At 63.5% G+C, this 21,540-nt stretch carries 21 protein-coding genes and 4 tRNA genes; 17 read left to right on the plus strand and 8 right to left on the minus strand.

Going from position 1 to position 21,540, the window contains the following annotated elements:
* Positions 1 to 45: 45 nt before the first annotated feature.
* On the minus strand, positions 46 to 813 hold the full coding sequence (locus CR917_RS07635; protein ID WP_104572091.1) for a class III extradiol ring-cleavage dioxygenase: 768 nt from the start codon (positions 811 to 813) through the stop codon (positions 46 to 48).
* A gap of 105 nt (positions 814 to 918) precedes the next feature.
* On the opposite strand from CR917_RS07635, the gene CR917_RS07640 reads away from it, so the two are divergent.
* Complete coding sequence (locus tag CR917_RS07640) at positions 919 to 1,572, plus strand: thiopurine S-methyltransferase (protein ID WP_043862741.1); 654 nt, start codon at positions 919 to 921, stop codon at positions 1,570 to 1,572.
* Positions 1,573 to 1,623: 51 nt separating this feature from the next.
* On the opposite strand, the gene htpX is transcribed toward CR917_RS07640, so the two are convergent.
* Entirely contained in the window at positions 1,624 to 2,511 is an 888-nt protein-coding gene (htpX, locus tag CR917_RS07645) for a protease HtpX (protein WP_043862742.1), read from the minus strand.
* Positions 2,512 to 2,714: 203 nt separating this feature from the next.
* Positions 2,715 to 3,926: a pyridoxal phosphate-dependent aminotransferase gene (locus CR917_RS07650; RefSeq protein WP_043862743.1), complete on the minus strand. Its 1,212-nt coding sequence runs from the start codon at positions 3,924 to 3,926 to the stop codon at positions 2,715 to 2,717.
* Positions 3,927 to 4,091: 165 nt separating this feature from the next.
* On the opposite strand from CR917_RS07650, the gene msrB reads away from it, so the two are divergent.
* Together msrB and CR917_RS07660 are read left to right on the plus strand one after the other, a co-directional pair.
* On the plus strand, positions 4,092 to 4,487 hold the full coding sequence (gene msrB, locus CR917_RS07655; protein ID WP_043862744.1) for a peptide-methionine (R)-S-oxide reductase MsrB: 396 nt from the start codon (positions 4,092 to 4,094) through the stop codon (positions 4,485 to 4,487).
* 26 nt (positions 4,488 to 4,513) lie between these two features.
* On the plus strand, positions 4,514 to 5,002 hold the full coding sequence (locus CR917_RS07660; RefSeq protein WP_043862745.1) for a glutathione peroxidase: 489 nt from the start codon (positions 4,514 to 4,516) through the stop codon (positions 5,000 to 5,002).
* On the opposite strand, the gene CR917_RS07665 is transcribed toward CR917_RS07660, so the two are convergent.
* A complete protein-coding gene (locus tag CR917_RS07665) occupies positions 4,999 to 7,365 on the minus strand; it encodes a response regulator (protein WP_104572092.1) in 2,367 nt (788 codons plus the stop codon). The genes CR917_RS07660 and CR917_RS07665 overlap by 4 nt on opposite strands.
* Before the next feature lie 76 nt (positions 7,366 to 7,441).
* Here CR917_RS07665 and CR917_RS07670 point away from each other — a divergent pair, with 76 nt between their 5' ends.
* Both CR917_RS07670 and CR917_RS07675 read left to right on the plus strand, forming a co-directional pair.
* Positions 7,442 to 8,329 (plus strand): ATP-binding protein, encoded by an 888-nt coding sequence (locus tag CR917_RS07670; RefSeq protein ID WP_058541064.1) that lies wholly within the window; start codon positions 7,442 to 7,444, stop codon positions 8,327 to 8,329.
* On the plus strand, positions 8,329 to 8,811 hold the full coding sequence (locus tag CR917_RS07675) for a GAF domain-containing protein (protein WP_104572093.1): 483 nt from the start codon (positions 8,329 to 8,331) through the stop codon (positions 8,809 to 8,811). The genes CR917_RS07670 and CR917_RS07675 overlap by 1 nt, the downstream gene beginning before the upstream one ends.
* 75 nt (positions 8,812 to 8,886) lie before the next feature.
* Here the strand turns inward: CR917_RS07675 and CR917_RS07680 are convergent, their stop codons facing one another.
* Complete coding sequence (locus tag CR917_RS07680; protein ID WP_043862749.1) at positions 8,887 to 9,654, minus strand: hypothetical protein; 768 nt, start codon at positions 9,652 to 9,654, stop codon at positions 8,887 to 8,889.
* A 333-nt stretch (positions 9,655 to 9,987) separates the two neighbouring features.
* Between CR917_RS07680 and CR917_RS07685 the strand changes: the two genes are divergently transcribed.
* The 5 genes from CR917_RS07685 to CR917_RS07705 all read left to right on the plus strand — a co-directional run bounded on the left by CR917_RS07685 (position 9,988) and on the right by CR917_RS07705 (position 10,810).
* Positions 9,988 to 10,063: transfer RNA gene (locus tag CR917_RS07685), tRNA-Glu, on the plus strand.
* A 2-nt stretch (positions 10,064 to 10,065) separates the two neighbouring features.
* A tRNA-Gly gene (locus CR917_RS07690) sits at positions 10,066 to 10,141 on the plus strand.
* A 102-nt stretch (positions 10,142 to 10,243) separates the two neighbouring features.
* Positions 10,244 to 10,319: transfer RNA gene (locus CR917_RS07695), tRNA-Glu, on the plus strand.
* A gap of 3 nt (positions 10,320 to 10,322) precedes the next feature.
* A tRNA-Gly gene (locus CR917_RS07700) sits at positions 10,323 to 10,398 on the plus strand.
* A 76-nt stretch (positions 10,399 to 10,474) separates the two neighbouring features.
* Positions 10,475 to 10,810, plus strand: coding sequence for a hypothetical protein (locus CR917_RS07705; protein WP_063612007.1), 336 nt, complete (start codon positions 10,475 to 10,477; stop codon positions 10,808 to 10,810).
* 103 nt (positions 10,811 to 10,913) lie between these two features.
* Here the strand turns inward: CR917_RS07705 and CR917_RS07710 are convergent, their stop codons facing one another.
* The gene (locus tag CR917_RS07710) at positions 10,914 to 11,327 is read right to left on the minus strand and encodes a PA2817 family protein (RefSeq protein ID WP_043862897.1); all 414 of its coding nucleotides are present in this window, start codon (positions 11,325 to 11,327) and stop codon (positions 10,914 to 10,916) included.
* 76 nt (positions 11,328 to 11,403) lie between these two features.
* Entirely contained in the window at positions 11,404 to 13,851 is a 2,448-nt protein-coding gene (locus tag CR917_RS07715) for an acyl-CoA dehydrogenase (RefSeq protein ID WP_100634413.1), read from the minus strand.
* 187 nt (positions 13,852 to 14,038) lie between these two features.
* On the opposite strand from CR917_RS07715, the gene CR917_RS07720 reads away from it, so the two are divergent.
* From CR917_RS07720 to CR917_RS07730, 3 genes are all read left to right on the plus strand, one after another.
* On the plus strand, positions 14,039 to 14,662 hold the full coding sequence (locus CR917_RS07720) for a glutathione S-transferase (RefSeq protein ID WP_100634415.1): 624 nt from the start codon (positions 14,039 to 14,041) through the stop codon (positions 14,660 to 14,662).
* Positions 14,663 to 14,806: 144 nt separating this feature from the next.
* On the plus strand, positions 14,807 to 15,739 hold the full coding sequence (locus CR917_RS07725) for an ABC transporter ATP-binding protein (RefSeq protein WP_043862894.1): 933 nt from the start codon (positions 14,807 to 14,809) through the stop codon (positions 15,737 to 15,739).
* Positions 15,736 to 16,515 (plus strand): ABC transporter permease, encoded by a 780-nt coding sequence (locus CR917_RS07730; protein ID WP_058541067.1) that lies wholly within the window; start codon positions 15,736 to 15,738, stop codon positions 16,513 to 16,515. The genes CR917_RS07725 and CR917_RS07730 overlap by 4 nt, the downstream gene beginning before the upstream one ends.
* On the opposite strand, the gene CR917_RS07735 is transcribed toward CR917_RS07730, so the two are convergent.
* The gene (locus CR917_RS07735; protein WP_043862892.1) at positions 16,483 to 17,022 is read right to left on the minus strand and encodes a DUF2062 domain-containing protein; all 540 of its coding nucleotides are present in this window, start codon (positions 17,020 to 17,022) and stop codon (positions 16,483 to 16,485) included. The genes CR917_RS07730 and CR917_RS07735 overlap by 33 nt on opposite strands.
* 140 nt (positions 17,023 to 17,162) lie before the next feature.
* Here CR917_RS07735 and CR917_RS07740 point away from each other — a divergent pair, with 140 nt between their 5' ends.
* From CR917_RS07740 to lpxK, 4 genes are all read left to right on the plus strand, one after another.
* Positions 17,163 to 19,385 carry a DNA internalization-related competence protein ComEC/Rec2 gene (locus CR917_RS07740; protein ID WP_104572094.1) on the plus strand — a complete coding sequence of 741 codons (2,223 nt, stop codon included), beginning with the start codon at positions 17,163 to 17,165 and terminating at the stop codon, positions 19,383 to 19,385.
* Positions 19,386 to 19,447: 62 nt separating this feature from the next.
* Positions 19,448 to 20,083 (plus strand): MotA/TolQ/ExbB proton channel family protein, encoded by a 636-nt coding sequence (locus tag CR917_RS07745; protein ID WP_162484877.1) that lies wholly within the window; start codon positions 19,448 to 19,450, stop codon positions 20,081 to 20,083.
* Positions 20,080 to 20,511: a biopolymer transporter ExbD gene (locus CR917_RS07750; RefSeq protein WP_078479738.1), complete on the plus strand. Its 432-nt coding sequence runs from the start codon at positions 20,080 to 20,082 to the stop codon at positions 20,509 to 20,511. Before CR917_RS07745 ends, CR917_RS07750 begins: the two co-directional genes overlap by 4 nt.
* On the plus strand, positions 20,511 to 21,521 hold the full coding sequence (lpxK, locus tag CR917_RS07755) for a tetraacyldisaccharide 4'-kinase (RefSeq protein ID WP_043862889.1): 1,011 nt from the start codon (positions 20,511 to 20,513) through the stop codon (positions 21,519 to 21,521). The genes CR917_RS07750 and lpxK overlap by 1 nt, the downstream gene beginning before the upstream one ends.
* Positions 21,522 to 21,540 lie beyond the last annotated feature (19 nt).

Consider the following 21,540-nt stretch of genomic DNA (forward strand, 5'->3'; position numbering starts at 1 on the left):
GTTTCGCTTATAGGGGCCGGCCTTGCCGGGGAAAGGGCTGCCGCCTCAGTCGAACCGATAGATATCCATTCCCAGTGCTCCCAGGGTAAAGCCCTGGTGCTCGATCGCGAACCGCTCGCCCGCGCCGCGGGCAAAGTACAGCGGCAGCAGGTGCTCGTCGCTCGGGTGGTTGCGCACCGCAAACGGCGCCTGCCGGCGATAGTCATGCAGGGCCGACATGTCGCCCGCAGCCAGCTTGTCGATCATCCAGTCGCGAAACGCCAGTGCCCAGGGCTCTACGCTCTCGGGGCCGGCATGCCAGTCGAGTTCGCGCAGGTTGTGGGTAATGCTGCCGGAGCCGATCAGCAGCACGCCTTCCTCGCGCAGGGCCGCCAGTGCCTGGCCTACCTGTTGCTGGTACGCCGGGCCGTGCTGGCTGGGCAGTGATACCTGCACCACCGGTATGTCCGCCGCCGGGTACATCAGCGACAGGGGCACCCACGCGCCATGGTCGAAAGGCCGCTTGGCGTCGAGTGTTGTGGGCAGCCCGGCTTCATTGAGCCGTTGCCTTACCTGTTCGGCGAGCTGTGGGTCGCCGGGGGCTGGGTACTGCACGGCATACAAGGCGGCCGGAAAGCCGCCGAAGTCGTGCCAGGTGGGTGGGTGCGGGTTGCTTGTCACGCGCAGTTCGGTGGTTTCCCAGTGCGCAGACATCACGACGATCGCTCTGGGGCGCGGCAGTTGCGCCGCCAGGCGCGCAAGTGCCGGGCCGCTGGCACCCGGTTCCAGTGCCAGCATGGGAGAGCCATGGGAGATAAACAGGCTGGGCAGCATCGGGGTGGTCCTGAAGGTTAATATGCAGCCATCTTCAGGCAGATCATTGATCTAAATCTAATATAAGTTTTTGCGGTATTTAATCGAATTTATCGAGGTAAGGTTATGCAGCCCGCGTTCTGGCACAACCGCTGGGAGAACGATCTGATCGGCTTTCACCAGCAGCAGGTCAACCCGTATCTGCAGCAGCATTGGCCCGCACTGGGCATTGCGCCTGGTGCCCGTGTACTGGTGCCGCTGTGCGGCAAGAGCCTGGACATGGCGTGGCTGGCCGCGCAAGGCCACGACGTGCTGGGGGTGGAGTTGTCCGAGCGGGCGGTGAAGGACTTTTTTTCCGAGCATGAGCGGGAGCCGCAGGTTTCGCAGCAGGGGGCCTTCACGGTCTACCGCAGCGAGGGCATCGAGTTGTGGTGTGGCGATTTCTTCGCACTGACCGCGGGTGACGTGCGGGGCTGTACGGGCCTTTACGACCGTGCCGCGATCATCGCCTTGCCGCCTGCCATGCGCGAGCGGTATGTGGCGCATCTGCAGCAGCTCCTGCCGTCGCCTTGCAAGGGCCTGTTGATCACTCTGGACTACGATCAGGCGGTTACTGACGGTCCGCCTTTTGCCGTGCCCGATGAAGAGGTCGAGCGCCTGTTCGGCGAGCATTGGCAGTTGGCGATCGCCGCGCAGGACGACGTGTTGGCGCAGAGCCCCAGGTTCATCAAGGCGGGTGCTGATCGGCTGCTGGAGCGGGTGTACCGTCTGCAACGCTGAAATGAAAAAGGGCGACCCGTGGGTCGCCCTTCCTGTTTGCCTGGTGCTCGCTTAGCCGCGACGACGCAGGGCTTCGATACGATCTTCCAGCGGCGGGTGGCTCATCAGCAGGCCTGCCAGGCCCTGCTTCAGGCCACCATTGATGCCGAAGGCATTCAGGGTGTCAGGCATGTGCACAGGCACGCCCTGTTCAGAACGCAGGCGCTGCAGCGCGCCGATCATCGCGTTGGTGCCGGCCAGGCGGGCGCCGGCTTCGTCGGCGCGGAACTCGCGTTTGCGCGAGAACCACATGACGATGATGCTGGCCAGGATACCCAGGACCAGTTCGGCAACGATGGTCGCGATGTAGTAGGCAATGCCCTGGCCTTCTTCGTTCTTGAAGATCACCTTGTCGACGAAGTTGCCGATGATGCGTGCGAAGAACATCACGAAGGTGTTGACCACACCCTGTACCAGCGCGAGGGTCACCATGTCGCCGTTGGCGACGTGGCCGATCTCGTGGGCCAGCACGGCGCGTACTTCATCACGCGAGAAACGCTCGAGCAGGCCCTGGCTGACCGCGACCAACGCATCGTTGCGATTCCAGCCGGTAGCGAAGGCGTTGGCCTCGTAGGCCGGGAAGACGCCCACCTCGGGCATCTTGATGCCTGCCTGGCGGGAAAGCTCTTCGACGGTCTGCAGCAGCCATTGCTCATGGTGGGTGCGCGGCTGGGTGATGATCTGGGTACCGGTGCTCATCTTCGCCATCCACTTGGAGATGAACAGCGAGATCAGCGAGCCGGCAAAGCCGAACACAGCGCAGAAAATCAGCAACTGGTCGAGCTTGAGGTCAACCCCGTTTGCCGCCATGAACCCGTTGAAGCCGAACAGGCTCAGGGTGATGCTGGCAATCAGCACGACCGCAAGGTTGGTGGCCACAAACAGCAAAATGCGCATCATGGTTGTTACGTTCTCCTGACGGATAGAAAGCTTGCGTATGCGGGGTATATAAGGTGCGCGCTCCGTGTATTCAACCGGGCGACTATTTCAAACTGTGTACTTGTGCGGGCAGGCGCGGAGAATGCCAGGTGCGCGAGCCAGAGCGGCAGGCTTGAGGTTGGCCCGTGGCCTGCGCCAGGGCTGGCGCAGGCAGGCATTCGGGCTTACTGCTGGTAGGTCTTGAGGAAATTGCCGATGCGACCGATCGCCTGCTCCAGGTCATCGACACGTGGCAGGGTCACGACGCGGAAGTGGTCGGGCCACGGCCAGTTGAAGGCGGTGCCTTGCACGATCAGCAGTTTTTCCGACAGCAGCAGGTCGAGGGCGAACTTTTCGTCGTTGAAGATCGGGCAGACCTTCGGGTCGATGCGCGGGAAGGCATACAGGGCGCCCATCGGCTTGACGCAGCTGACCCCTGGAATGTCGTTGAGCAGCTCCCAGGTGCGGTTGCGCTGCTCCAGCAGGCGACCTGGCGGCAGCACCAGGTCATTGATGCTCTGGTAGCCGCCCAGTGCGGTCTGGATGGCGTGCTGGCTCGGCACGTTGGCGCACAGGCGCATGTTGGCCAGCATGTCGATGCCTTCGATATAGCTCTGGGCGTGCTGCTTGGGCCCGGACAACGCCAGCCAGCCGGAGCGGAAGCCCGCCACCCGGTACGACTTGGACAGGCCGTTGAAGGTCAGGCAGAGCAGGTCGGGGGCCAGCGAGGCGGTGCAGATGTGCACGGCATCGTCGTACAGGATCTTGTCGTAGATCTCGTCGGAGAACACCACCAGGTTGTGTTGGCGGGCGATTTCCAGCATGCCCAGCAGCAGCTCGCGCGAGTACACCGCGCCAGTGGGGTTGTTCGGGTTGATGATCACCATGGCCTTGGTGTTGGGGGTGATCTTGGCCTTGATGTCGGCAAGGTCGGGGAACCAGTCGGCCTGCTCGTCGCACAGGTAGTGCACCGGGTTGCCGCCGGCCAGGCTCACCGCAGCGGTCCACAGCGGGTAGTCCGGGGCCGGGATCAGCACCTCGTCGCCGTTGTTGAGCAGGGCCTGCATCGACATCACGATCAGCTCGGACACGCCGTTGCCCAGGTAGATGTCCTCGATGCCGACACCTTCGACCTGCTTCTGCTGGTAGTACTGCATCACCGCCTTGCGCGCGCTGAACAGGCCCTTGGAGTCGCTGTAGCCCTGGGCGGTGGGCAGGTTGCGGATCACATCCTGGAGGATCTCGTCGGGCGCCTCGAAACCAAAGGGCGCCGGGTTGCCGATGTTCAGCTTGAGGATGCGGTGGCCTTCCTCCTCCAGGCGTTTGGCGTGCTTGAGCACCGGGCCGCGAATGTCGTAGCAGACATTGGCGAGCTTGTTCGATTTGCTGACCTGCATGATGTGATCCCGATTAGAAAAGATCGCCGCGCATTGCGCTGTGAAAACGTTTGAAATGCGTGTAACGCGGGTGCCAGACTGACGTCTGATGAGGCGCAATAATACGTGCCACCCGCGTTGTCGAAAAGACGCAGTGCGGGGTTTTTAATTCAGCGAGGCCTGGTGATGGAAAAGATCGAGAAAACCCTGGAAGAATGGCGTGCGATGCTCGACCCCGAGCAGTACAACGTGTGCCGCCTGAAGGGCACCGAGCGCCCGTTCAGCGGCAAGTACAACAGCACCCGCACCGATGGCGTCTACCATTGCATCTGCTGCAACAAGCCGCTGTTCGATTCCAGAGCCAAGTTCGACTCCGGCTGCGGCTGGCCCAGCTTCTACGAGCCTATCGCCGACAACGCGATGGTCGAGATCCGCGATACCTCACATGGCATGATTCGCACCGAAGTCACCTGCGCCACTTGCGATGCCCATCTGGGCCATGTGTTTCCCGACGGCCCGCCGCCCACCGGTCTGCGCTACTGCATCAACTCGGTGTGCCTTGACCTGGTGCCGCGACAGTAACCCACCCGAACGCAGGAGACGCGGTCATGGCCGACAACAGTTTGCTCAATATTCCCTGCACCACCCTGCGGGGCGAGCAGAAAACCCTGGCGGATTACCCGGCAAGGGCGGTGCTGGTGGTCAATACCGCCAGCCAGTGCGGGTTCACGCCACAGTACAAGGGCCTGGAGTCGCTATGGCAGCGCTATCGCGAGCGCGGCCTGGTGGTGTTGGGCTTTCCCTGCAACCAGTTCGGCAAGCAGGAGCCGGGCGATGAGCTGGCGATATCGCAGTTCTGTGAAGCCAACTTTGGCGTGAGCTTTCCCCTGTTCAGAAAGGTCGAGGTCAATGGGGCGGGCGCGCATCCCCTGTTCGCCGCGCTCAAGCAGAGGGCTCCCGGCCTGTTCGGTTCGCAGGCGATCAAGTGGAATTTCACCAAGTTCCTGGTCGATCCGCAGTCGGGTGCCGTGAGCCGTTATGCGCCCAGCACCAAGCCCGAGGCGCTGGCGGGCGATATCGAAAAGCTGCTGCGCTAGGTTTCAGGGGCTGTTGGCGGCACCCAGTGATCGATCAGCGCCAGCAACTCTTCGCGGCGAAAGGGTTTGGCCAGGTAGTCGTTCATGCCTGCCGCCCGGCAGCGTTCGCGCTCCTCGGGCATGGCGTTGGCGGTAAGTGCCACGATGGGCAGGTCGGGCCAGCGTCCGCTCTGGCGTATGCGCCGGCTGGCCTCGTAGCCGTCCATCACCGGCATGTTGCAGTCCATCAGCACCAGGTCGAAGGCGGCTTGCTCCAACTGCTCCAGGGCCTCCCCGCCGTGGGCGGCCACGATCACCTCGCAGCCCAGCTTGCCCAGCATGCCCTTGGCGACCAGCTGGTTCACCGGGTTGTCTTCCACCAGCAGGATGCGGGCACGTCGCTCGCTGGTCTGGGTGCCCGCCTGGGCGACCGGGCCTGCATCGTCACTGCCCTGCAGAATGCGCTGCAAGGTCTGGTACAGGGCGTTGCGGGCCAGCGGGCGGGCCTGCTGCTGCAGCGGCGCCAGCTGGGCGGCTTCTTCCCCCGGCAGGAAGTTGCCATAGGCGGTCACCAGCAGGATTGGCGCCTTGAGTGACGGACGCAGGCCGAACAGGCCATCCAGGTTGTCGGTGACCAGCAGGTCGGGCTCCAGGTCGACCAGGCTGTCGATGCTGTCATGGCGCGAGTACGTCAGCCCCCAACGTGGCAGCAGGCTCTGCAGCAGTTCGGCAAGGCCGCTGCTGGCGCTGCTGATCGCCACCACCTTGCCGCGCAGGGGAGCGGGTGCAATCGCCGGGGTGTGGGAGGCCAGCGGCAGCTCGACACTGAACTGGCTGCCGAAGCCAGCTTCCGAACTGATGCTCAGGCGCCCCTGCATGGCTTCGCAAAGGTTGCGGGTCAGCGCCAGGCCCAGGCCGGTGCCGCCATACTGGCGGGTAATACCGGCACCGGCCTGGGTGAAAGGCTGAAAGATCCTGACCTGGGCTTCCAGCGGGATGCCGATGCCCGTGTCGCAGACTTCCAGGCGCACGCCGCCGGGGTAGGTGCCCAGGCGAACGTCGACACGCCCGAAACGGGTGAACTTGAGCGCATTGGACAGCAGGTTGCTGACGATCTGGCGCACCCGCGTGGGGTCACCCAGCACGCTGCTGGGAAACTGCGGATCGATCAGGCAGGTCAGCTCCACGCTGGGCGCCGCGTTCTGCGACAGCAGGTTGGCGGTGTCTTCCACCAGGGCGCCGAGGTCGAAGGGGATGCGCTCCAGCTCCAGCTGGCCGGCGTCGAACTTGGACAGGTCGAGAATATCGTTGAGCAGTTCCACCAGTACCTTGCCCGAGTCGTGGGCGATGGACAGCTGCTGGCGTTGTTCGGCGTTGAGCGGGCTGTCCAGCGACAGCGCGATCATGCCCAGCAGGCCATTGAGCGGGGTGCGGATCTCGTGGCTCATGTTGGCCAGGAATGCGGCACGGGCCTGGGCCATGTCCAGTGCTCGGCGTCGCGCCTGCTCCAGTTCCTCGTTGGACTGGCTCAGGCGGGTGTTGCTGGACTTGAGTTCGTTGGTACGGGCCGAAACGATGTTTTCCAGCTCGTTGAGGTAGTCGGTCAGGCGGTTTTCGGCGTTGCGCCGCTGCTGGATCTCGGTGGCCATGCTCACGAACTGCTGGTTGGCGACCTTGACCAGCACGCCGATCTCGTCCTGTTCGTGACCGGGCGGGAAGGCCAGCTTGTTCTGGTTGGGCGCGCGCGCATTGCTGTTGCTCAGGGCGCTGATCACCCGCACCAGCGGCTTGGTCAACATGAAATAGAACAGTGCCAGCAGGATGCCGGTCAGCACCAGGCTGCGCACGAACCCGTTGAGCAGCGTTACTTCGGCCCGCTTCAGAAAGCGGCTGCCGAAGGCGAAGGTGTCGACTTCAAGATACAGGGTGCCGAGGTATTCGCTGGGCATCTGGTCGAGCATCAGGCGATCCTGGAACTGCCGGCTCTGGCCGAAGAGAAAATCACTCACTACCCGATAGCTGCTTTGTTCGCGCGGGCGCTGCACATCGGACAACACGCTGTCGGTGTTGTCGATCAGGCGCGCACGGGTGATGGCGGGGGATTTGAGCAGGCCCAGGGTCAGTTCGTTGGCCAGTTCCGCATCGAGGTTGTAGGCAATGCGCGAGGCGGGGTTGTGGCTGATTTGCAGCAGTGCCTGCATCTCGCGATTGATAGAGGCGTCTTCGCTGGCATAATCGATGCCGATCTGGATGAGACTGAGCAATGTTCCCAGGATGAAACCGACCAGGACCGTCAGCCGGGCTTGCTTGTAAGACAGGCGATTGGTGAACTTGATATCCATGTATCCCGAGCCAGTTCCACTTTCCGTGCGCTGCGCAAGCATAGCCGATCACCCCCGGTAGCTGGCAGGTACTGTCGCACATTCAGGCTTCCCCAAGAATCTGTGTCGAGGACATAACGTGGACTCTCGCTTGAATGCTTTCCTGGAGCGCGCCGAATCGGTATTGGCGCGTCTGGAACCGCTGCTGCCGGCATTGCGCCCCAGCATCGATTGGACCCAGTGCCTGGCTGCCCGTTGGCAGCGCGAAGGGCGCAGCGGTTTTCTGCTGCCGCTCGAGGTCAGCCTGGACATGCGCCTGACCGACCTGATAGGTGTCGACAGGCAGCGTGAACAACTGGGCCGCAATACCCGCCAGTTCATCGACGGCATGCCGGCCAACCACGCGCTGCTGTGGGGCTCGCGCGGCACCGGCAAGTCGTCGCTGGTGCGTGCCTTGCTGGCAGAGTACGCCCCACAGGGGCTGCGCCTGATCGAGATCGAGCGTGACCACCTGGCGGACCTGCCGCGGGTGGTGGAACAACTGCACAAACTGCCACAGCGTTTCGTGCTGTTCTGCGATGACCTGTCGTTCGAGGCCGGGGAGGGCGACTACCGCGTGCTCAAGAGCGTGCTGGACGGCTCTCTCGAGCAGGCGCCGGACAACGTTCTGTTGTATGCCACCTCCAACCGTCGGCACCTGGTGCCGGAAAAGCAGAGCGACAACGAGAACTGGAAGATGGTCGACGGCGAGCTGCACCCCAGCGAGGCCGTCGAGGACAAGATTGCCCTGTCGGACCGCTTCGGTCTGTGGCTGTCGTTCTACCCGTTCACCCAAGAGCACTTCCTTGATGTGGTCGAGCACTGGATCACCCAGTTGGCGCTGGCGCCAGGTCTGGTCTGGGCGCGGGATGAAGAGCTGGACAAGGCCGCGATCCGCTGGGCAACCGGCCGCGGCAATCGCAATGGCCGCTGCGCCTATCAATTTGCCCGCTATTGGGTGGGCCTGAAACTGCTGGAGCAACAGTAATGATCGATTTGAATGCAGTGGGGGGCGGCCAGTGCGGCTATGACCTGCTGGCGGCGCAGCTGGAGGCACTACTGGACGGGGAGCGGGATTTCATTGCCAACGCTGCGCAGCTTTCCGCCTTTCTGTACAGCCAGGTCGAAGACCTGAATTGGGCAGGTTTCTACCTGGCGCGCGGTGAAGAGCTGGTGCTGGGGCCGTTTCAGGGGCAGGTTGCGTGTGTACGTATCCCGTTCGGGCGCGGGGTGTGCGGGGCTGCGGCGGCTACACGCCAGACCCAGCGTGTGGAGGATGTGCATGCCTTCCCGGGGCATATTGCCTGTGACAGCGCCTCCAACAGCGAGTTGGTGATCCCTCTGGTCAAGAACGGTGCGCTGATCGGCGTGCTGGACCTGGACAGCCCTGTACTTGCACGCTTTGGTGAGCAGGATCAGGCCGGGCTGGAGCGTCTGGCGCGGATTTTCCTGGATTCGACGGACTGCTGAGGAGGGTAGAGGCGTTGCGCCCATTCGCCAGCAAGGCTCCTGTCGGGGGCTGCTGGCGAATGGGTTGTGTTGCAATCAGTCGTAGATGACTTTCTTCTTCCAGTCTTCTTCGGTGTCGGACTTCAGCCCTTCGGTCAGTGGGTTGACCTCGTCTTCGGTTGGCTGGTTCTGGCTCAGTACCATGGCGTTGGCGCGTGCCAGCAGTTTGTCCATATAGTCGAGCTGCTCGCGGTAGAGCACCGGATCAGGTTGCTTGCGCAGGTACTGCACGCCCCGTTCGAACGCCAGGCGGGCCTGCCCCGGCTGGTTCTGCTGCAGCGCATGCTGCCCCAGGTTGTTGAAGAACTCGATGTGTAGCAGCACCAGGATATGGCGAATTTCCTTTACCCAGTACTTGGCTTCGTTGGTCGGCAGGAAGCCTTCCTGGGAGGCGCGAACCACCTGGCTGTGCAGGGCTTCGAGCAGAAAGCGTACATCCTTGGCACGGGCTTCGGTCTGGATCGGGCCGGGAGGGTTGTTCACCGGTATGCCATCGCCCAGGGCAATCAGGCCCTGGAGCTCGCTGATGCGTGCCTGGATTTCACGGTTGTGCTTGTCCAGGGCCAGGCGGCGCTGGTTCAGGTTCAGTTCGAGGCGGGTCAGCAGCAGCTTGAGTGCCGGGGTCATCAACTGGCCGGGGAAGGTTTCGGTGATTTCGCCACAACGACGCAAGCGGTCGGCCAGCTCGATCTTGAGGCGGGCTCGTTCCAGCTTGTTGCTCTCGACTACATTGTTCAGGTAGCCAATCACGATCAAGAGTGCGATACCCGCTACTATAAGCAGGGTGATCAGAAGTGGTGTCACCGTTAACGCCTCATACAGGAAGGTTTGCCGTTTGAGTGTAGTGGCTTCGCTTTTGCCCGGATAGAGCTGTTTGGCAGTTGAGCAGGGCGGATTGCTGGCATTTTGCCTTGAGGTGCCGCCAGCACTGGGCCGCGTCGCGTATGTGCGTCAGAAAATAATCGTCAAGGCTCAGGCGCGCTGCGGCCTCCGTGGCAGCGTAAAGCAGGGCGAAGTCATTGATTTAAATAAATTTATATCTAGGGGTTGACGACTTCTCAAACCACCCCTAGAATGCGCGCCACTTGCAGCGTAAAGCACACAGCGAAACGCGGCAGGGAGTGAATGTTGTAGCGTGTCCCCTTCGTCTAGTGGCCTAGGACACCGCCCTTTCACGGCGGTAACAGGGGTTCGAGTCCCCTAGGGGACGCCATTGCGGGAATAGCTCAGTTGGTAGAGCACGACCTTGCCAAGGTCGGGGTCGCGAGTTCGAGTCTCGTTTCCCGCTCCAATTTTAAGCAGCTTTGCTTCAGGGCAGGGCTGAGTGAAACCAGAAAGCATCTTCGGGTGTATTTCTGGAGCTGAAACACTACACCATGGTGTTTCAGGCAGTGTCCCCTTCGTCTAGTGGCCTAGGACACCGCCCTTTCACGGCGGTAACAGGGGTTCGAGTCCCCTAGGGGACGCCATTTGCGGGAATAGCTCAGTTGGTAGAGCACGACCTTGCCAAGGTCGGGGTCGCGAGTTCGAGTCTCGTTTCCCGCTCCAAATTCAAAGAAAACGCCGTTCGTATGAACGGCGTTTTTTTTTGCGTAAAAAACGCCGCGCGATGGCAGGGGGCAGCATGAAAATAATCTGTGTGCCGTTGAGCCGAGGCGCCATGTCGCGGCTGGATACCGATACCTGTACGGATGCAGACCTGCTAGATGTTCAGCTGGATGCAGAGGAGTTCGAAGCCGTGTGGCGATCGGGGCTTTTCACGCAGGCCAATCGAGCGCTGGCGCTGAACATCGATGAGTACGAAGATGAAAGGATTCTAGGCACTGTGCAGTTGGCGGCATTCAGTGCGTTGGTGTCGGCCTGTATCGAAGCCTGCCCCGAGGTAGGTGCACTGCTGAAGGTGGAGGCGCAGGTGCGAACCGCACTCGAGCTCGATACCGGCGTGTACTTTTTCTTCTGAGCCCGTTCAAGCACACGCAGTCATGTGAATGCGCTTTGTGCGGGACGTGGTCATGGGGGCTACCTGCCAGTTCTGCTGGCCGCGCTGACAGGTAGCTTGCGCATCAGTGCTTGCTGTCGTCGCCCGACATGCTCAACAACTGCTTCTCCTGGTTCCAGTCGAACGGTTCGTCGTTCTGCTCGGCTTCGTAGCGGCGTTCTTCCAGCTCCTGGTACATGGCCAGTTCTTCTTCCGGCATGTAGTGCAGGCAATCGCCGCCAAAGAACCACAGCAGGTCGCGGGGGATAAGGTGCGCGATCTGCGGGTAGCGCTGGATGACCTGGCAGATGAGGTCCTGACCCAGGTAGGTGCTCTCCGGGTCGACCGGCAACTGTTGCATCAGGTCGTCGAAACGCTCCAGAAACAGCGCGTGGCTTTCTTCCGGTACCTGTTCGGCCTCACCCAGGGCTGCAAGGATGGTGCGCAGGTGGGTGAGCAGGGCGAGGTGGTATTCCAGTTGAGCAGTGGCGTTGGCCATGCGGGCGATCCTCTAGAGCAAAATCGGGCGCGGGAGTATAAGGCTCCCCGCGCCCGATGTCCCGTTGGAGTGATGCTCAGCGCACCTTGCCCTCGGTGGGCAGCAGCTCGTCCTTGCTGAACGCATCCACGTCGATCACACGGCGCCGTGCGGCTTCGGCCTCGTGCAGGCTTTGAGCTTCGCCGGCCTGCAAGGTGTTGGCGTGCAAGGCTGCGTCGATCAGCGATTCGCCGGGAGCCGGCGCCAACTGGCCGCCCTTGTGGGCCTGGTGCAGCTTCTTGTGCAGCGGGGCGCTGGCCCTTAGCAGGTCGCTGGCCTGTTGCAACGCGCCCACCGGGTCGCTTGCATCGGTGGGGCGATAGCAGCCAGCCAGCAGTTGTTCGAGTGCCGGATCACCCTTGGCGCGACCCAGCAGCGCAGCAACCTCGGCATCCAGTTCGTCCGACGGGCCGGTATGACGGCGCCCGAACGGGAACACCACCAGGCGCAACGCGCCACCGAGGAACCGATTGGGGAAGTTGTCGAGCAGGCGGTCCAGGGCTTTTTCGGCCTGGCCCAGGCTTTCTTCCATGGCCCAGCGCAACAGCGGCCGCAGGTACTCGGGCGAATCGAGATCGTGGTAGCGCTTGAGGGCTGCCGAACCCAGGTACAGGTTGCTCAATACGTCGCCAAGGCGCGCCGACAGGCGCTCACGGCGTTTCAGCTCGCCACCGAGCAGCATCATGCACAGGTCGGCCAGCAGGGCGAAGGCCGCCGCCTGGCGATCGAGTGCGCGAAAGTATCCCTGGCTCAATGCATCGCCGGGTGCCTTTTCAAAGCGCCCCAGGCCCAACCCAAGGACCAGCGTGCTGGCCGCGTTACCCACCGCGAAGCCCACATGCCTGAGCAGCAGGGCGTCGAACTCCTTGAGCGCCTGGTCGTGGTCTTCACGTGCTGCCAGGGCCATCTCCTTGAGCACGAACGGGTGGCAGCGAATCGCCCCCTGGCCAAAGATCATCAGGTTGCGCGAGAGGATGTTGGCGCCCTCGACGGTGATGAAGATCGGTGCCCCCTGCCAGCTGCGACCCAGGTAGTTGTTCGGGCCCATGATGATGCCCTTGCCCCCGTGCACGTCCATGGCGTGCTGGATGCATTCGCGCCCCCGTTCGGTGAGGTGGTACTTGAGGATCGCCGACAGCACCGAGGGTTTTTCACCCAGGTCCACCGCGTTGGCGGTGAGCATGCGTGCGCTGTCCATCAGCCAGGCATTGCCGCCGATGCGGGCCAGAGCCTCCTGAATGCCCTCGAACGCGGCCAGCGGTACGTTGAACTGCTCGCGCACCTGTGCGTACTGGCCCGTTACCAGGCTGGTGTACTTGGCGGCACCGGTACCGACTGCCGGCAAGGAGATCGAGCGTCCCACCGACAGGCAGTTCATCAGCATCATCCAGCCCTTGCCGAGCATCTCCTGCCCGCCAATCAGAAAACTCAGCGGGACGAACACGTCCTTGCCGCTGTTGGGGCCGTTCATGAACGCGGCGCCCAGCGGCAGATGGCGCTGACCGATCTCGACACCTGGGGTGTCGGTCGGGATGAGAGCCAGGCTGATACCCAGCTCCTCCCTGTCACCCAGCAGGTGATCGGGGTCGTAGGCCTTGAACGCTAGACCCAGCAGCGTCGCCACCGGGCCCAGGGTGATATAGCGCTTCTCCCAGTTCAGGCGCAGGCCCAGTACTTCCTCGCCCTGCCACTGGCCCTTGCAGATGACCCCGGTGTCGGGCATGGCGCCGGCGTCGGAGCCGGCCAGCGGACCGGTGAGGGCGAAGCACGGGATGTCGTCACCGCGGGCCAGGCGGGGCAGGTAATGGTTGCGTTGCTCGTCGGTGCCGTAGTGCAGCAGCAGTTCGGCCGGGCCGAGCGAGTTGGGCACCATCACCGTGGAGGCCAGGTCGCCGCTGCGGGTGGCCAGTTTCATCGCGACCTGTGAATGAGCGAAGGCGGAAAAGCCCTTGCCACCGTATTCCTTGGGAATGATCAGGGCAAAGAAGCCATGGGTCTTGATGTGCGCCCAGGCTTCGGCGGGAAGGTCCATGTCCTGGCCGATCTGCCAGTCGCTGACCATGGCGCAGAGCTCCTCGGTGGGCCCGTCGATGAAGGCTTGCTCTTCTGCGCTCAGTTGCACCTTGGGATAGGCCAGCAGGGTGTTCCAGTCGGGGCGGCCACTGAAGAGCTCGCCGTCCCACCAGACCGTACCGGCATCGATGGCCTCACGCTCGGTCTGCGACATCGGCGGCAAGGTTTTGCGAAACCAGCCGAACAGCGGGGCAGTCAGCCATTTGCGGCGCAGATCGGGCAGCACCAGGGGCACGGCAGTGGCCACCAGCAGCAGCCAGAAGATCGTCAACAGCCACCCGGGGGCATGGCTGAATGCGCCCATCGCCACCAGGTAGACGGCAACCACGCCCAGTGCGGGCAGGGGGGCAACCCGCCGGTGCGCCAGGTAGGCAATACCGACCACCAGCACCACTAACCACAACAGCAACATATGCTTTCCTCCGTGAGCTCCAGAAATAGCTATCCGACAGAGCTTAGACCGCCTGTGCCAAACAACCCGTCAGAACAGTGACAGGACGTGACCTGTGGAAGTTCGCGTTTTCGGGCCGCGGGCCAGCGATTGTCAGCCTCGCCAGCTCGGGTAGACTGAGTGCCCACCGCCTATGTCAGGAGCCGTCATGCTGAAGATCTGGGGACGCAAGAACTCGTCAAACGTCAGGAAGGCGCTGTGGTGCGCCCAGGAGCTGGGCCTGGATTACCAGTCGATCGATGCCGGTGGCGAGTTCGGCGTGGTCGATGAGCCGCACTACCGTGCCCTCAACCCCAACGGCCGGGTGCCGATGATCGAGGATGGCGAGCTGGTGCTGTGGGAATCCAATACCATCGTGCGCTACCTGTGTGGCCGGTATGCCCCAAACACTGACTGGTACCCCGCCGACCCGGCGGCCCGGGCCAGCGCAGACAAGTGGATGGACTGGACCACGTCATCGCTGGCTACGCCATTTCGCCCGTTGTTCTGGGGCATCCTGCGTACCCCGTCTGACCAGCAGGACTGGGTGCAGATCAACGCCGCGCACAAGCAATGCGCCGAACTGCTGTCGATCGCCGATCAGGCCCTGGCCACGCAACCCTACCTGTCGGGGGAAGCGATCGGCATGGGCGACATCCCGCTGGGCTGCTTCGTGTATGCCTGGTTCGAGATGCCCATCGAGCGTCCGGAAATGAAGCACCTGCGTGCGTGGTACGAGCGCCTCAGGCAACGGCCGGCCTACCAGGCGGCGGTAATGACCGCGCTGACCTGAACCTGTCGATTACCCTGATAGTCAATATCGATACACTTCACTGTACTTGCGTGGCCTGGGCAAGCACCATGGCCACATTCGTCGCGGTCGGCCCTGTCTGACCGCCTGCCTTGTGAACCCTTCAACCTGGTGTGTAGACCTGCTATGAGTTCTGCTCTGTCCATTCGGCAGCTAACCAAGACCTACGGCAATGGCTTCCAGGCCCTCAAGGGCATCGACCTGGATGTCGCCGAAGGTGATTTCTTCGCCTTGCTCGGCCCCAATGGCGCCGGCAAATCCACCACCATCGGCATTCTCTCGACCCTGGTCAACAAGACCAGCGGCACGGTGAATGTGTTCGGCCATGACCTGGACCGAGAGCCAGCCGCGCTCAAGCGCTGCATCGGCGTGGTGCCCCAGGAGTTCAACTTCAATCAGTTCGAAAAGACCTTCGATATCGTCGTGACCCAGGCGGGTTACTACGGCATCCCGATGAAGGTGGCCAGGGAGCGCGCCGAGCAGTACCTGACCCAGCTGGGCCTGTGGGACAAGCGTGACGTGCCATCGCGCTCGCTGTCCGGCGGAATGAAGCGCCGCCTGATGATTGCCCGCGCGCTGATCCACGAACCGCGCCTGCTGATCCTCGACGAGCCTACCGCTGGCGTCGACATCGAGCTGCGCCGTTCGATGTGGAGCTTTCTGACCGAGCTCAACCAGAAGGGCATCACCATCATCCTGACCACCCACTACCTGGAAGAGGCCGAGCAGCTGTGCCGCAACATCGGCATCATCGACCACGGCACCATCGTGCAGAACACCAGCATGCGTCAGTTGCTGGGCACGTTGCATGTGGAGACCTTCCTGCTCGACCTCAAGCATGACCTGGCCCAGGCGCCGCAACTGGCCGGCTACCCGTGCCGGCTGATCACCCCGCACACCCTGGAAGTGCAGGTGGACAAGGACGTGGGCATCACCGCGCTGTTCGGCCAGTTGGCCCTGCAGAACATCGAGGTGCTGAGCCTGCGCAACAAGACCAATCGTCTCGAGGAGCTGTTCGTGTCCCTGGTGGAAAAAAACCTGGCGAAGGTGGCGGTATGAGTTCGGAACTGCGCGCCAACCTGGTTGCCCTCAATACCATCGTCTATCGAGAAGTGCGGCGGTTCACGCGGATCTGGCCGCAGACCCTGCTGCCCCCGGCGATCACCATGGTGCTGTACTTCGTGATCTTCGGGAACCTCATCGGCCGGCAGATCGGCGACATGGGTGGCTTCACCTATATGGAGTACATCGTGCCGGGCCTGATCATGATGTCGGTGATCACCAACTCCTACGGCAACGTGGTGTCGAGTTTCTTCGGCAGCAAGTTCCAGCGTTCGATCGAGGAGCTGATGGTGTCGCCGGTGTCGCCGCACACCATCCTCATCGGCTACACCCTGGGCGGCGTGCTGCGCGGGTTGGCGGTGGGAGTGATCGTGACCCTGCTGTCGCTGTTCTTCACCCATCTGCAGGTGCATCACCTGGGCGTGACGGTGCTGGTGGTGGTGCTGACCGCGACGATCTTCTCGCTGCTGGGCTTCATCAACGCAGTGTTTGCGCGCAACTTCGATGACATCTCGATCATCCCGACCTTCGTGCTCACGCCGCTGACGTACCTGGGTGGGGTGTTCTACTCCATCACCCTGCTGCCGCCATTCTGGCAGACCGTGTCGCTGGCCAACCCGGTGCTGCACATGGTCAACTCGTTCCGCTACGGCATCCTGGGCGTCTCGGACATCCGCATCGGCGTGGCCATCACCTTCATGCTGGTGGCCACCGCGGTGCTGTACATCGGCTGCGTGCGCCTACTGGTCAGCGGGCGAGGAATGCGCAGCTGATTTCTGCTTGCGCCTGCGCCACTGCCTGCCCACCCACCAGCGCCAGTAGAGCATGGTCAGGCAGTAGGCCAGCGCCCCCAGCAGCACGCCGCACACCACCGAGCCCAGCAGAAAGGGCTGCCACAGCGTCGACAGCTGGTCGGTGATCCATTCGAAGGTGAGTTCCTCAGGCAGCGTGCGTGGCGGTATCTGCATCAGCCATGCCCCCACCTGGTAGGTGCAGTAGAACACCGGCGGCATGGTGATGGGGTTGGTCAGCCACACCAGGCTGACGGCGATGGGCATGTTGCCACGCACCAGAACCGCCAGGCTGGCGGCCAGCAGCATCTGCATCGGGATAGGGATGAAGGCTGCGAAAAGGCCTACGGCCATGGCCCGTGCCACCGAATGGCGATTCAGGTGCCAGAGGTTGGGGTCGTGCAGCAGCCGGCCGAGAAAGCGTAAGGATTTATGTTCCCGAATGCTCGTCGGATCTGGCATGTAGCGTTTGAAAAGTCGACGCGGCATGTGGGCTCTCGGCGTTCTGAAGTGGCCAGTATGCACGGATTGTAAACAGCGCCAATTCAGACTTTGTGACAATTAATAAGCAAGGTGCGGGCCTGGGTGATCTAAGCCTCTGGGGTGAGATCTGCTCAGGAGCTTTACCCATGCGCACAAGGATGTTGGCGCTGGCCTTGGGGCTGTTGGCGCTCAACGTGCTACCTGCCTTGCCGTCGGTCGGCTGGCTCTGGGGCATCGGCATGACGGGAATGTTATGCCTGGTGTGTCGATGGGCAGTGCCCGGTCTGTTCCTGCTTGGTTTTGCCTGGGCCTGTTGCTCGGCGCAATGGGCGCTGGACGATCGACTGCGGCCCGAGCTGGAGGGGCGCACCCTGTGGCTGGAAGGTCGGGTAGTGGGCCTGGCGCAGCAGGGCCCACATTCGGTGCGTTTCGAGCTGGCCGAAGCCTCCTCGCGCCGCGCCCAGTTGCCGCAGCGGCTGAGCCTGAGCTGGTTTGGCGGGCCGCCGGTCAACAGTGGCGAGCGTTGGCGCCTGGCGGTACAGCTGCAGCGCCCCTCCGGCCTGCTCAACCCCCATGGGCCTGACCAGGAAGCCGCCATGCTGGCCCGGCGAATCGGTGCCACCGGCCGTGTAAGGGCAGGTGAACGACTGGCCCCGGCCAGCCATGCGTGGCGTGATTCGGTGCGCCAACGCCTGCTCGTGGCTCAGGCCCATGGGCGCGAAGGTGCGCTGGCGGCGCTGGTGCTGGGTGACGGCGGGGCGCTGGCACAGGAGGACTGGCAGGTGCTCCAGGCAACCGGCACGGTGCACCTGCTGGTAATTTCCGGTCAGCACATCGGCTTGCTGGCCGGTCTGGTGTACGGCCTGGTGGCCGGGTTGGCACGTGTGGGGGCATGGCCCAGGGCGCTGCCCTGGCTACCCTGGGCGTGCGGCCTGGCGTTTGCGGCGGCCCTGGCGTACGGCTTGATGGCGGGCTTTCAGGTACCGGTACGACGCGCCTGCATCATGCTGGCGGTGGTGCTGTTGTGGCGCCTGCGTTTTCGCCACCTGGGGGCCTGGATTCCCTTGCTGCTCGCCCTCAACGGTGTATTGCTGGTGGAGCCATTGGGCAGCCTGCAGCCGGGGTTCTGGCTGTCGTTCGCGGCGGTGGCGGTGCTGGTGTATGTGTTCGGCGGCCGGCTGGGGGCCTGGAACCCCTGGCTGGCATGGTGCCGGGCCCAATGGCTGATCGCGATCGGCCTGTTGCCGGTGCTGCTGGCGCTGGGGCTGCCGATCAGTCTCTCGGCACCGCTGGCCAATCTGGTTGCGGTGCCTTGGGTCAGTATCGCGGTGTTGCCCCTGGCGCTGGCCGGCACACTGCTGCAGGGGCTCCCGTTGCTGGGGGAGGCCCTGTTGTGGCTGGCTGGAGGTTCGCTGGCAGCCTTGTTCTGGACACTGGCACAGGTGGCGCATTGGCAACCGGCCTGGACACCGGTCGCCTTGCCGATATGGGCATGGTTGATGGTGGGCGGTGGCACGGTACTGCTGTTGTTGCCGGGCGGGCTGCCGATGCGGGTGCTGGGCTGGCCCTTGCTGCTGCTGGCCGGCTGTGCGCCTCGCAACGAGATCGCCCATGGGCAACTGGAGGTGTGGCAGCTGGATGTCGGCCAGGGCCAGGCATTTGTGCTGCGTACCCGTCACCATGCGATGCTGTATGACGCAGGCCCGGCCACCCGTGGCAGCGACCTGGGGGAGCGGGTGGTCGTGCCGACTCTGCGCAAGCTGGGGGTGCGCGAGCTGGACCTGGCGCTGATCAGCCATGCCCATGCCGACCATGCCGGCGGCGCCCTGGCGGTGCAGCGCAGCGTGCCGCTGGTGCGCGTGGTGGGCGGCGACCCGGATGAGCTGCCCGGGCAACTGCAGGCCCAGGCCTGCGCCAGTGGCGAGCAATGGCAGTGGGATGGCGTGCTCTTCAGCCTGTGGCGCTGGCAGCAGGCCGGCGACAGCAATCAGCGCTCCTGTGTGTTGCACGTGGATGCCGGCGGGGAAACCCTGCTGCTGACCGGTGACATCGATGCCCAGGCCGAGCGCGCCTGGCTGCGCGAGTCGACAGCCGGCCCGGTCGACTGGTTGCAGGCGGCCCATCATGGCAGCCGCACCTCGTCGAGCCAGGCCTTTCTCGAGCGAACCCGGCCCCGGGGCGTGCTGATTTCGCGAGGGCGCCACAATGCATTCGGGCATCCGCACGCACAGGTGATGGCGCGTTACCAGGCGCTGGGTATCACCGTGCACGACAGCGCCCTGCACGGGGCGGTGCGCCTGGTGCTGGGCAGCTTTGGCCAGGCGGTCGGGCAACGCAGCCAGCGCCGCTTCTGGCGGGAGCCGACATGACGCTGTTCGGCCCCGTGGCCCCCTATGGTAAAGTGGCGGACTTTTTCGAGGGGGTCGCTACTGTGTGGGAATTGGTCAAGTCCGGTGGCTGGATGATGCTGCCGATCATTCTGAGTTCCATCGCTGCCATGGCTATCGTCGCCGAACGCCTGTGGACCCTGCGCGCCAGTCGTGTCACCCCGCCGCACCTGCTTGGCCAGGTGTGGCGCTGGATCAAGGACAAACAGCTCACCAGCGAGAAGCTCAAGACCCTGCGCGCCGACTCGCCGCTGGGCGAGATCCTGGCCGCAGGCCTGGCCAACTCCCGCCATGGTCGCGAAATCATGAAGGAGTGCATCGAGGAAGCCGCCGCCCGTGTCATCCACGAGCTGGAGCGCTACATCAACGCACTGGGCACCATCGCGGCCATGGCGCCGCTGCTGGGCCTGCTGGGCACCGTGCTGGGCATGATCGATATCTTCAGTGCCTTCACCGGGTCCGGCATGACCACCAATGCCTCGGTATTGGCGGGGGGGATCTCCAAGGCGTTGATCACCACCGCAGCCGGCCTGATGGTGGGTATCCCGGCAGTATTCTTCCATCGTTTCCTGCAACGGCGCATCGATGAGCTGGTGGTGGGCATGGAGCAGGAGGCCATCAAGCTGGTGGAAGTGGTCCAGGGGGACCGTGATGTCGACCTGAGCGAGGGCAAGGCGTGAAATTCCGGCGCAAGCCACGGGAGACCGTGGACATCAACCTCGCTTCGCTGATCGACGTGGTGTTCATCCTGCTGCTGTTTTTCGTGGTGACCACCACCTTCACCCGTGAAACCCAGTTGCGTGTCGAACTGCCCGAGGCGGTCAGCGGCGCTCCGGCGCCCGACACCGAGGCCAAGCAGCTGGAAATCACCATCAGCGCCGAAGGCGTGTACTCGGTCAACAACCACCTGTTGCCCAAGAGCGACCTGGGCACCCTGACCGAGGCCCTGCAGAAGGAATCACAGGGCGACACCAAGATGCCGCTGTCGATCAGCGCTGACGGCAAGACTCCGCACCAGGCCGTGGTCACCGCCATGGATGCCGCTGGCAAGCTCGGCTTCAGCCAGTTGCGCATGACCACGGTCGAGGCCGCCCAGGGGACACCTTGATGGCGCTTGCCGATCGCCTGTTGCATGCCTGGTATGCCGGCCACCCGGCATTGGTATTGTTGCGCCCGCTCGAGGCCCTGTACCGTCGGGTGGTGCGGGGCAAGCGCGAGCGTTTTCTGGCCGGGCAGGGCGACATCTATCGCGCACCGGTGCCGGTGCTGGTGGTGGGCAACATCACCGTGGGTGGCACCGGCAAGACCCCGCTTATCCTGTTTCTGATCGAGCACTGTCGCCAGCGCGGCCTGCGCGTGGGGGTGGTCAGCCGAGGCTATGGGGCCACTGCGCCGCAACTGCCGTGGCGCGTGCGTGCCGATCAACCGGCCGAACAGGCCGGTGACGAACCCTTGCTGATCGTGCAGCGCACCGGCGTGCCGCTGATGATCGACCCCGATCGCAGCCAGGCCGTGCGGGCCTTGCTCGACGCCGAGCCGCTGGACCTGATCCTGTGCGACGACGGCATGCAGCACTACCGCCTGGCGCGTGATCTCGAGCTGGTGCTGATCGACGCGGCCCGCGGCCTCGGCAATCGCCGCTGCCTGCCTGCCGGGCCGCTGCGTGAGCCGGTGGAGCGCCTGGATGAAGTGGACGCCGTGCTCTACAACGGCGCCCTCAGCGACCGTGATGATGGCTTTGCCTTCACCCTGGCCCCTACGGCACTGGTCAACCTGCGCAGCGGCGAGCGACGAGGCCTTGAGCATTTTGCGCCGGGCCAGGCATTGCACGCTGTGGCCGGCATTGGCAACCCTCAGCGATTTTTCAACACCCTGCAGGGGCTGGGCTGGCAGCCTGTGCCGCATGCGTTTGCCGACCATGCGGCGTACAACGCCCAGGCCCTGAGCTTCACCCCGTCATTGCCGCTGGTCATGACTGAGAAGGATGCGGTGAAATGCCGTGCTTTCGCCGCCGATGACTGGTGGTATCTTGCGGTCGACGCACTGCCTTCGCCGGCCTTCGTGGCCTGGCTCGACGCGCAGCTGGCGCGTCTGCTGCCCGGGCCTCGCCAGCCCTGACATTTTCTTTTTCCGGCCA

It is taken from the genome of Pseudomonas sp. BRM28 (genome assembly GCF_002939405.1).
GTDB lineage: Bacteria > Pseudomonadota > Gammaproteobacteria > Pseudomonadales > Pseudomonadaceae > Aquipseudomonas > Aquipseudomonas palmensis.

Coding starts and splice junctions, on each gene's coding strand:
- CR917_RS07635 (WP_104572091.1), bottom strand. CDS start 813: ATGCTGCCCAGCCTGTTTATCTCCCATGGCTCTCCCATGCTGGCACTG.
- CR917_RS07640 (WP_043862741.1), top strand. CDS start 919: ATGCAGCCCGCGTTCTGGCACAACCGCTGGGAGAACGATCTGATCGGC.
- htpX (WP_043862742.1), bottom strand. CDS start 2,511: ATGATGCGCATTTTGCTGTTTGTGGCCACCAACCTTGCGGTCGTGCTG.
- CR917_RS07650 (WP_043862743.1), bottom strand. CDS start 3,926: ATGCAGGTCAGCAAATCGAACAAGCTCGCCAATGTCTGCTACGACATT.
- msrB (WP_043862744.1), top strand. CDS start 4,092: ATGGAAAAGATCGAGAAAACCCTGGAAGAATGGCGTGCGATGCTCGAC.
- CR917_RS07660 (WP_043862745.1), top strand. CDS start 4,514: ATGGCCGACAACAGTTTGCTCAATATTCCCTGCACCACCCTGCGGGGC.
- CR917_RS07665 (WP_104572092.1), bottom strand. CDS start 7,365: ATGCTTGCGCAGCGCACGGAAAGTGGAACTGGCTCGGGATACATGGAT.
- CR917_RS07675 (WP_104572093.1), top strand. CDS start 8,329: ATGATCGATTTGAATGCAGTGGGGGGCGGCCAGTGCGGCTATGACCTG.
- CR917_RS07705 (WP_063612007.1), top strand. CDS start 10,475: ATGAAAATAATCTGTGTGCCGTTGAGCCGAGGCGCCATGTCGCGGCTG.
- CR917_RS07710 (WP_043862897.1), bottom strand. CDS start 11,327: ATGGCCAACGCCACTGCTCAACTGGAATACCACCTCGCCCTGCTCACC.
- CR917_RS07715 (WP_100634413.1), bottom strand. CDS start 13,851: ATGTTGCTGTTGTGGTTAGTGGTGCTGGTGGTCGGTATTGCCTACCTG.
- CR917_RS07720 (WP_100634415.1), top strand. CDS start 14,039: ATGCTGAAGATCTGGGGACGCAAGAACTCGTCAAACGTCAGGAAGGCG.
- CR917_RS07725 (WP_043862894.1), top strand. CDS start 14,807: ATGAGTTCTGCTCTGTCCATTCGGCAGCTAACCAAGACCTACGGCAAT.
- CR917_RS07730 (WP_058541067.1), top strand. CDS start 15,736: ATGAGTTCGGAACTGCGCGCCAACCTGGTTGCCCTCAATACCATCGTC.
- CR917_RS07735 (WP_043862892.1), bottom strand. CDS start 17,022: ATGCCGCGTCGACTTTTCAAACGCTACATGCCAGATCCGACGAGCATT.
- CR917_RS07740 (WP_104572094.1), top strand. CDS start 17,163: ATGCGCACAAGGATGTTGGCGCTGGCCTTGGGGCTGTTGGCGCTCAAC.
- lpxK (WP_043862889.1), top strand. CDS start 20,511: ATGGCGCTTGCCGATCGCCTGTTGCATGCCTGGTATGCCGGCCACCCG.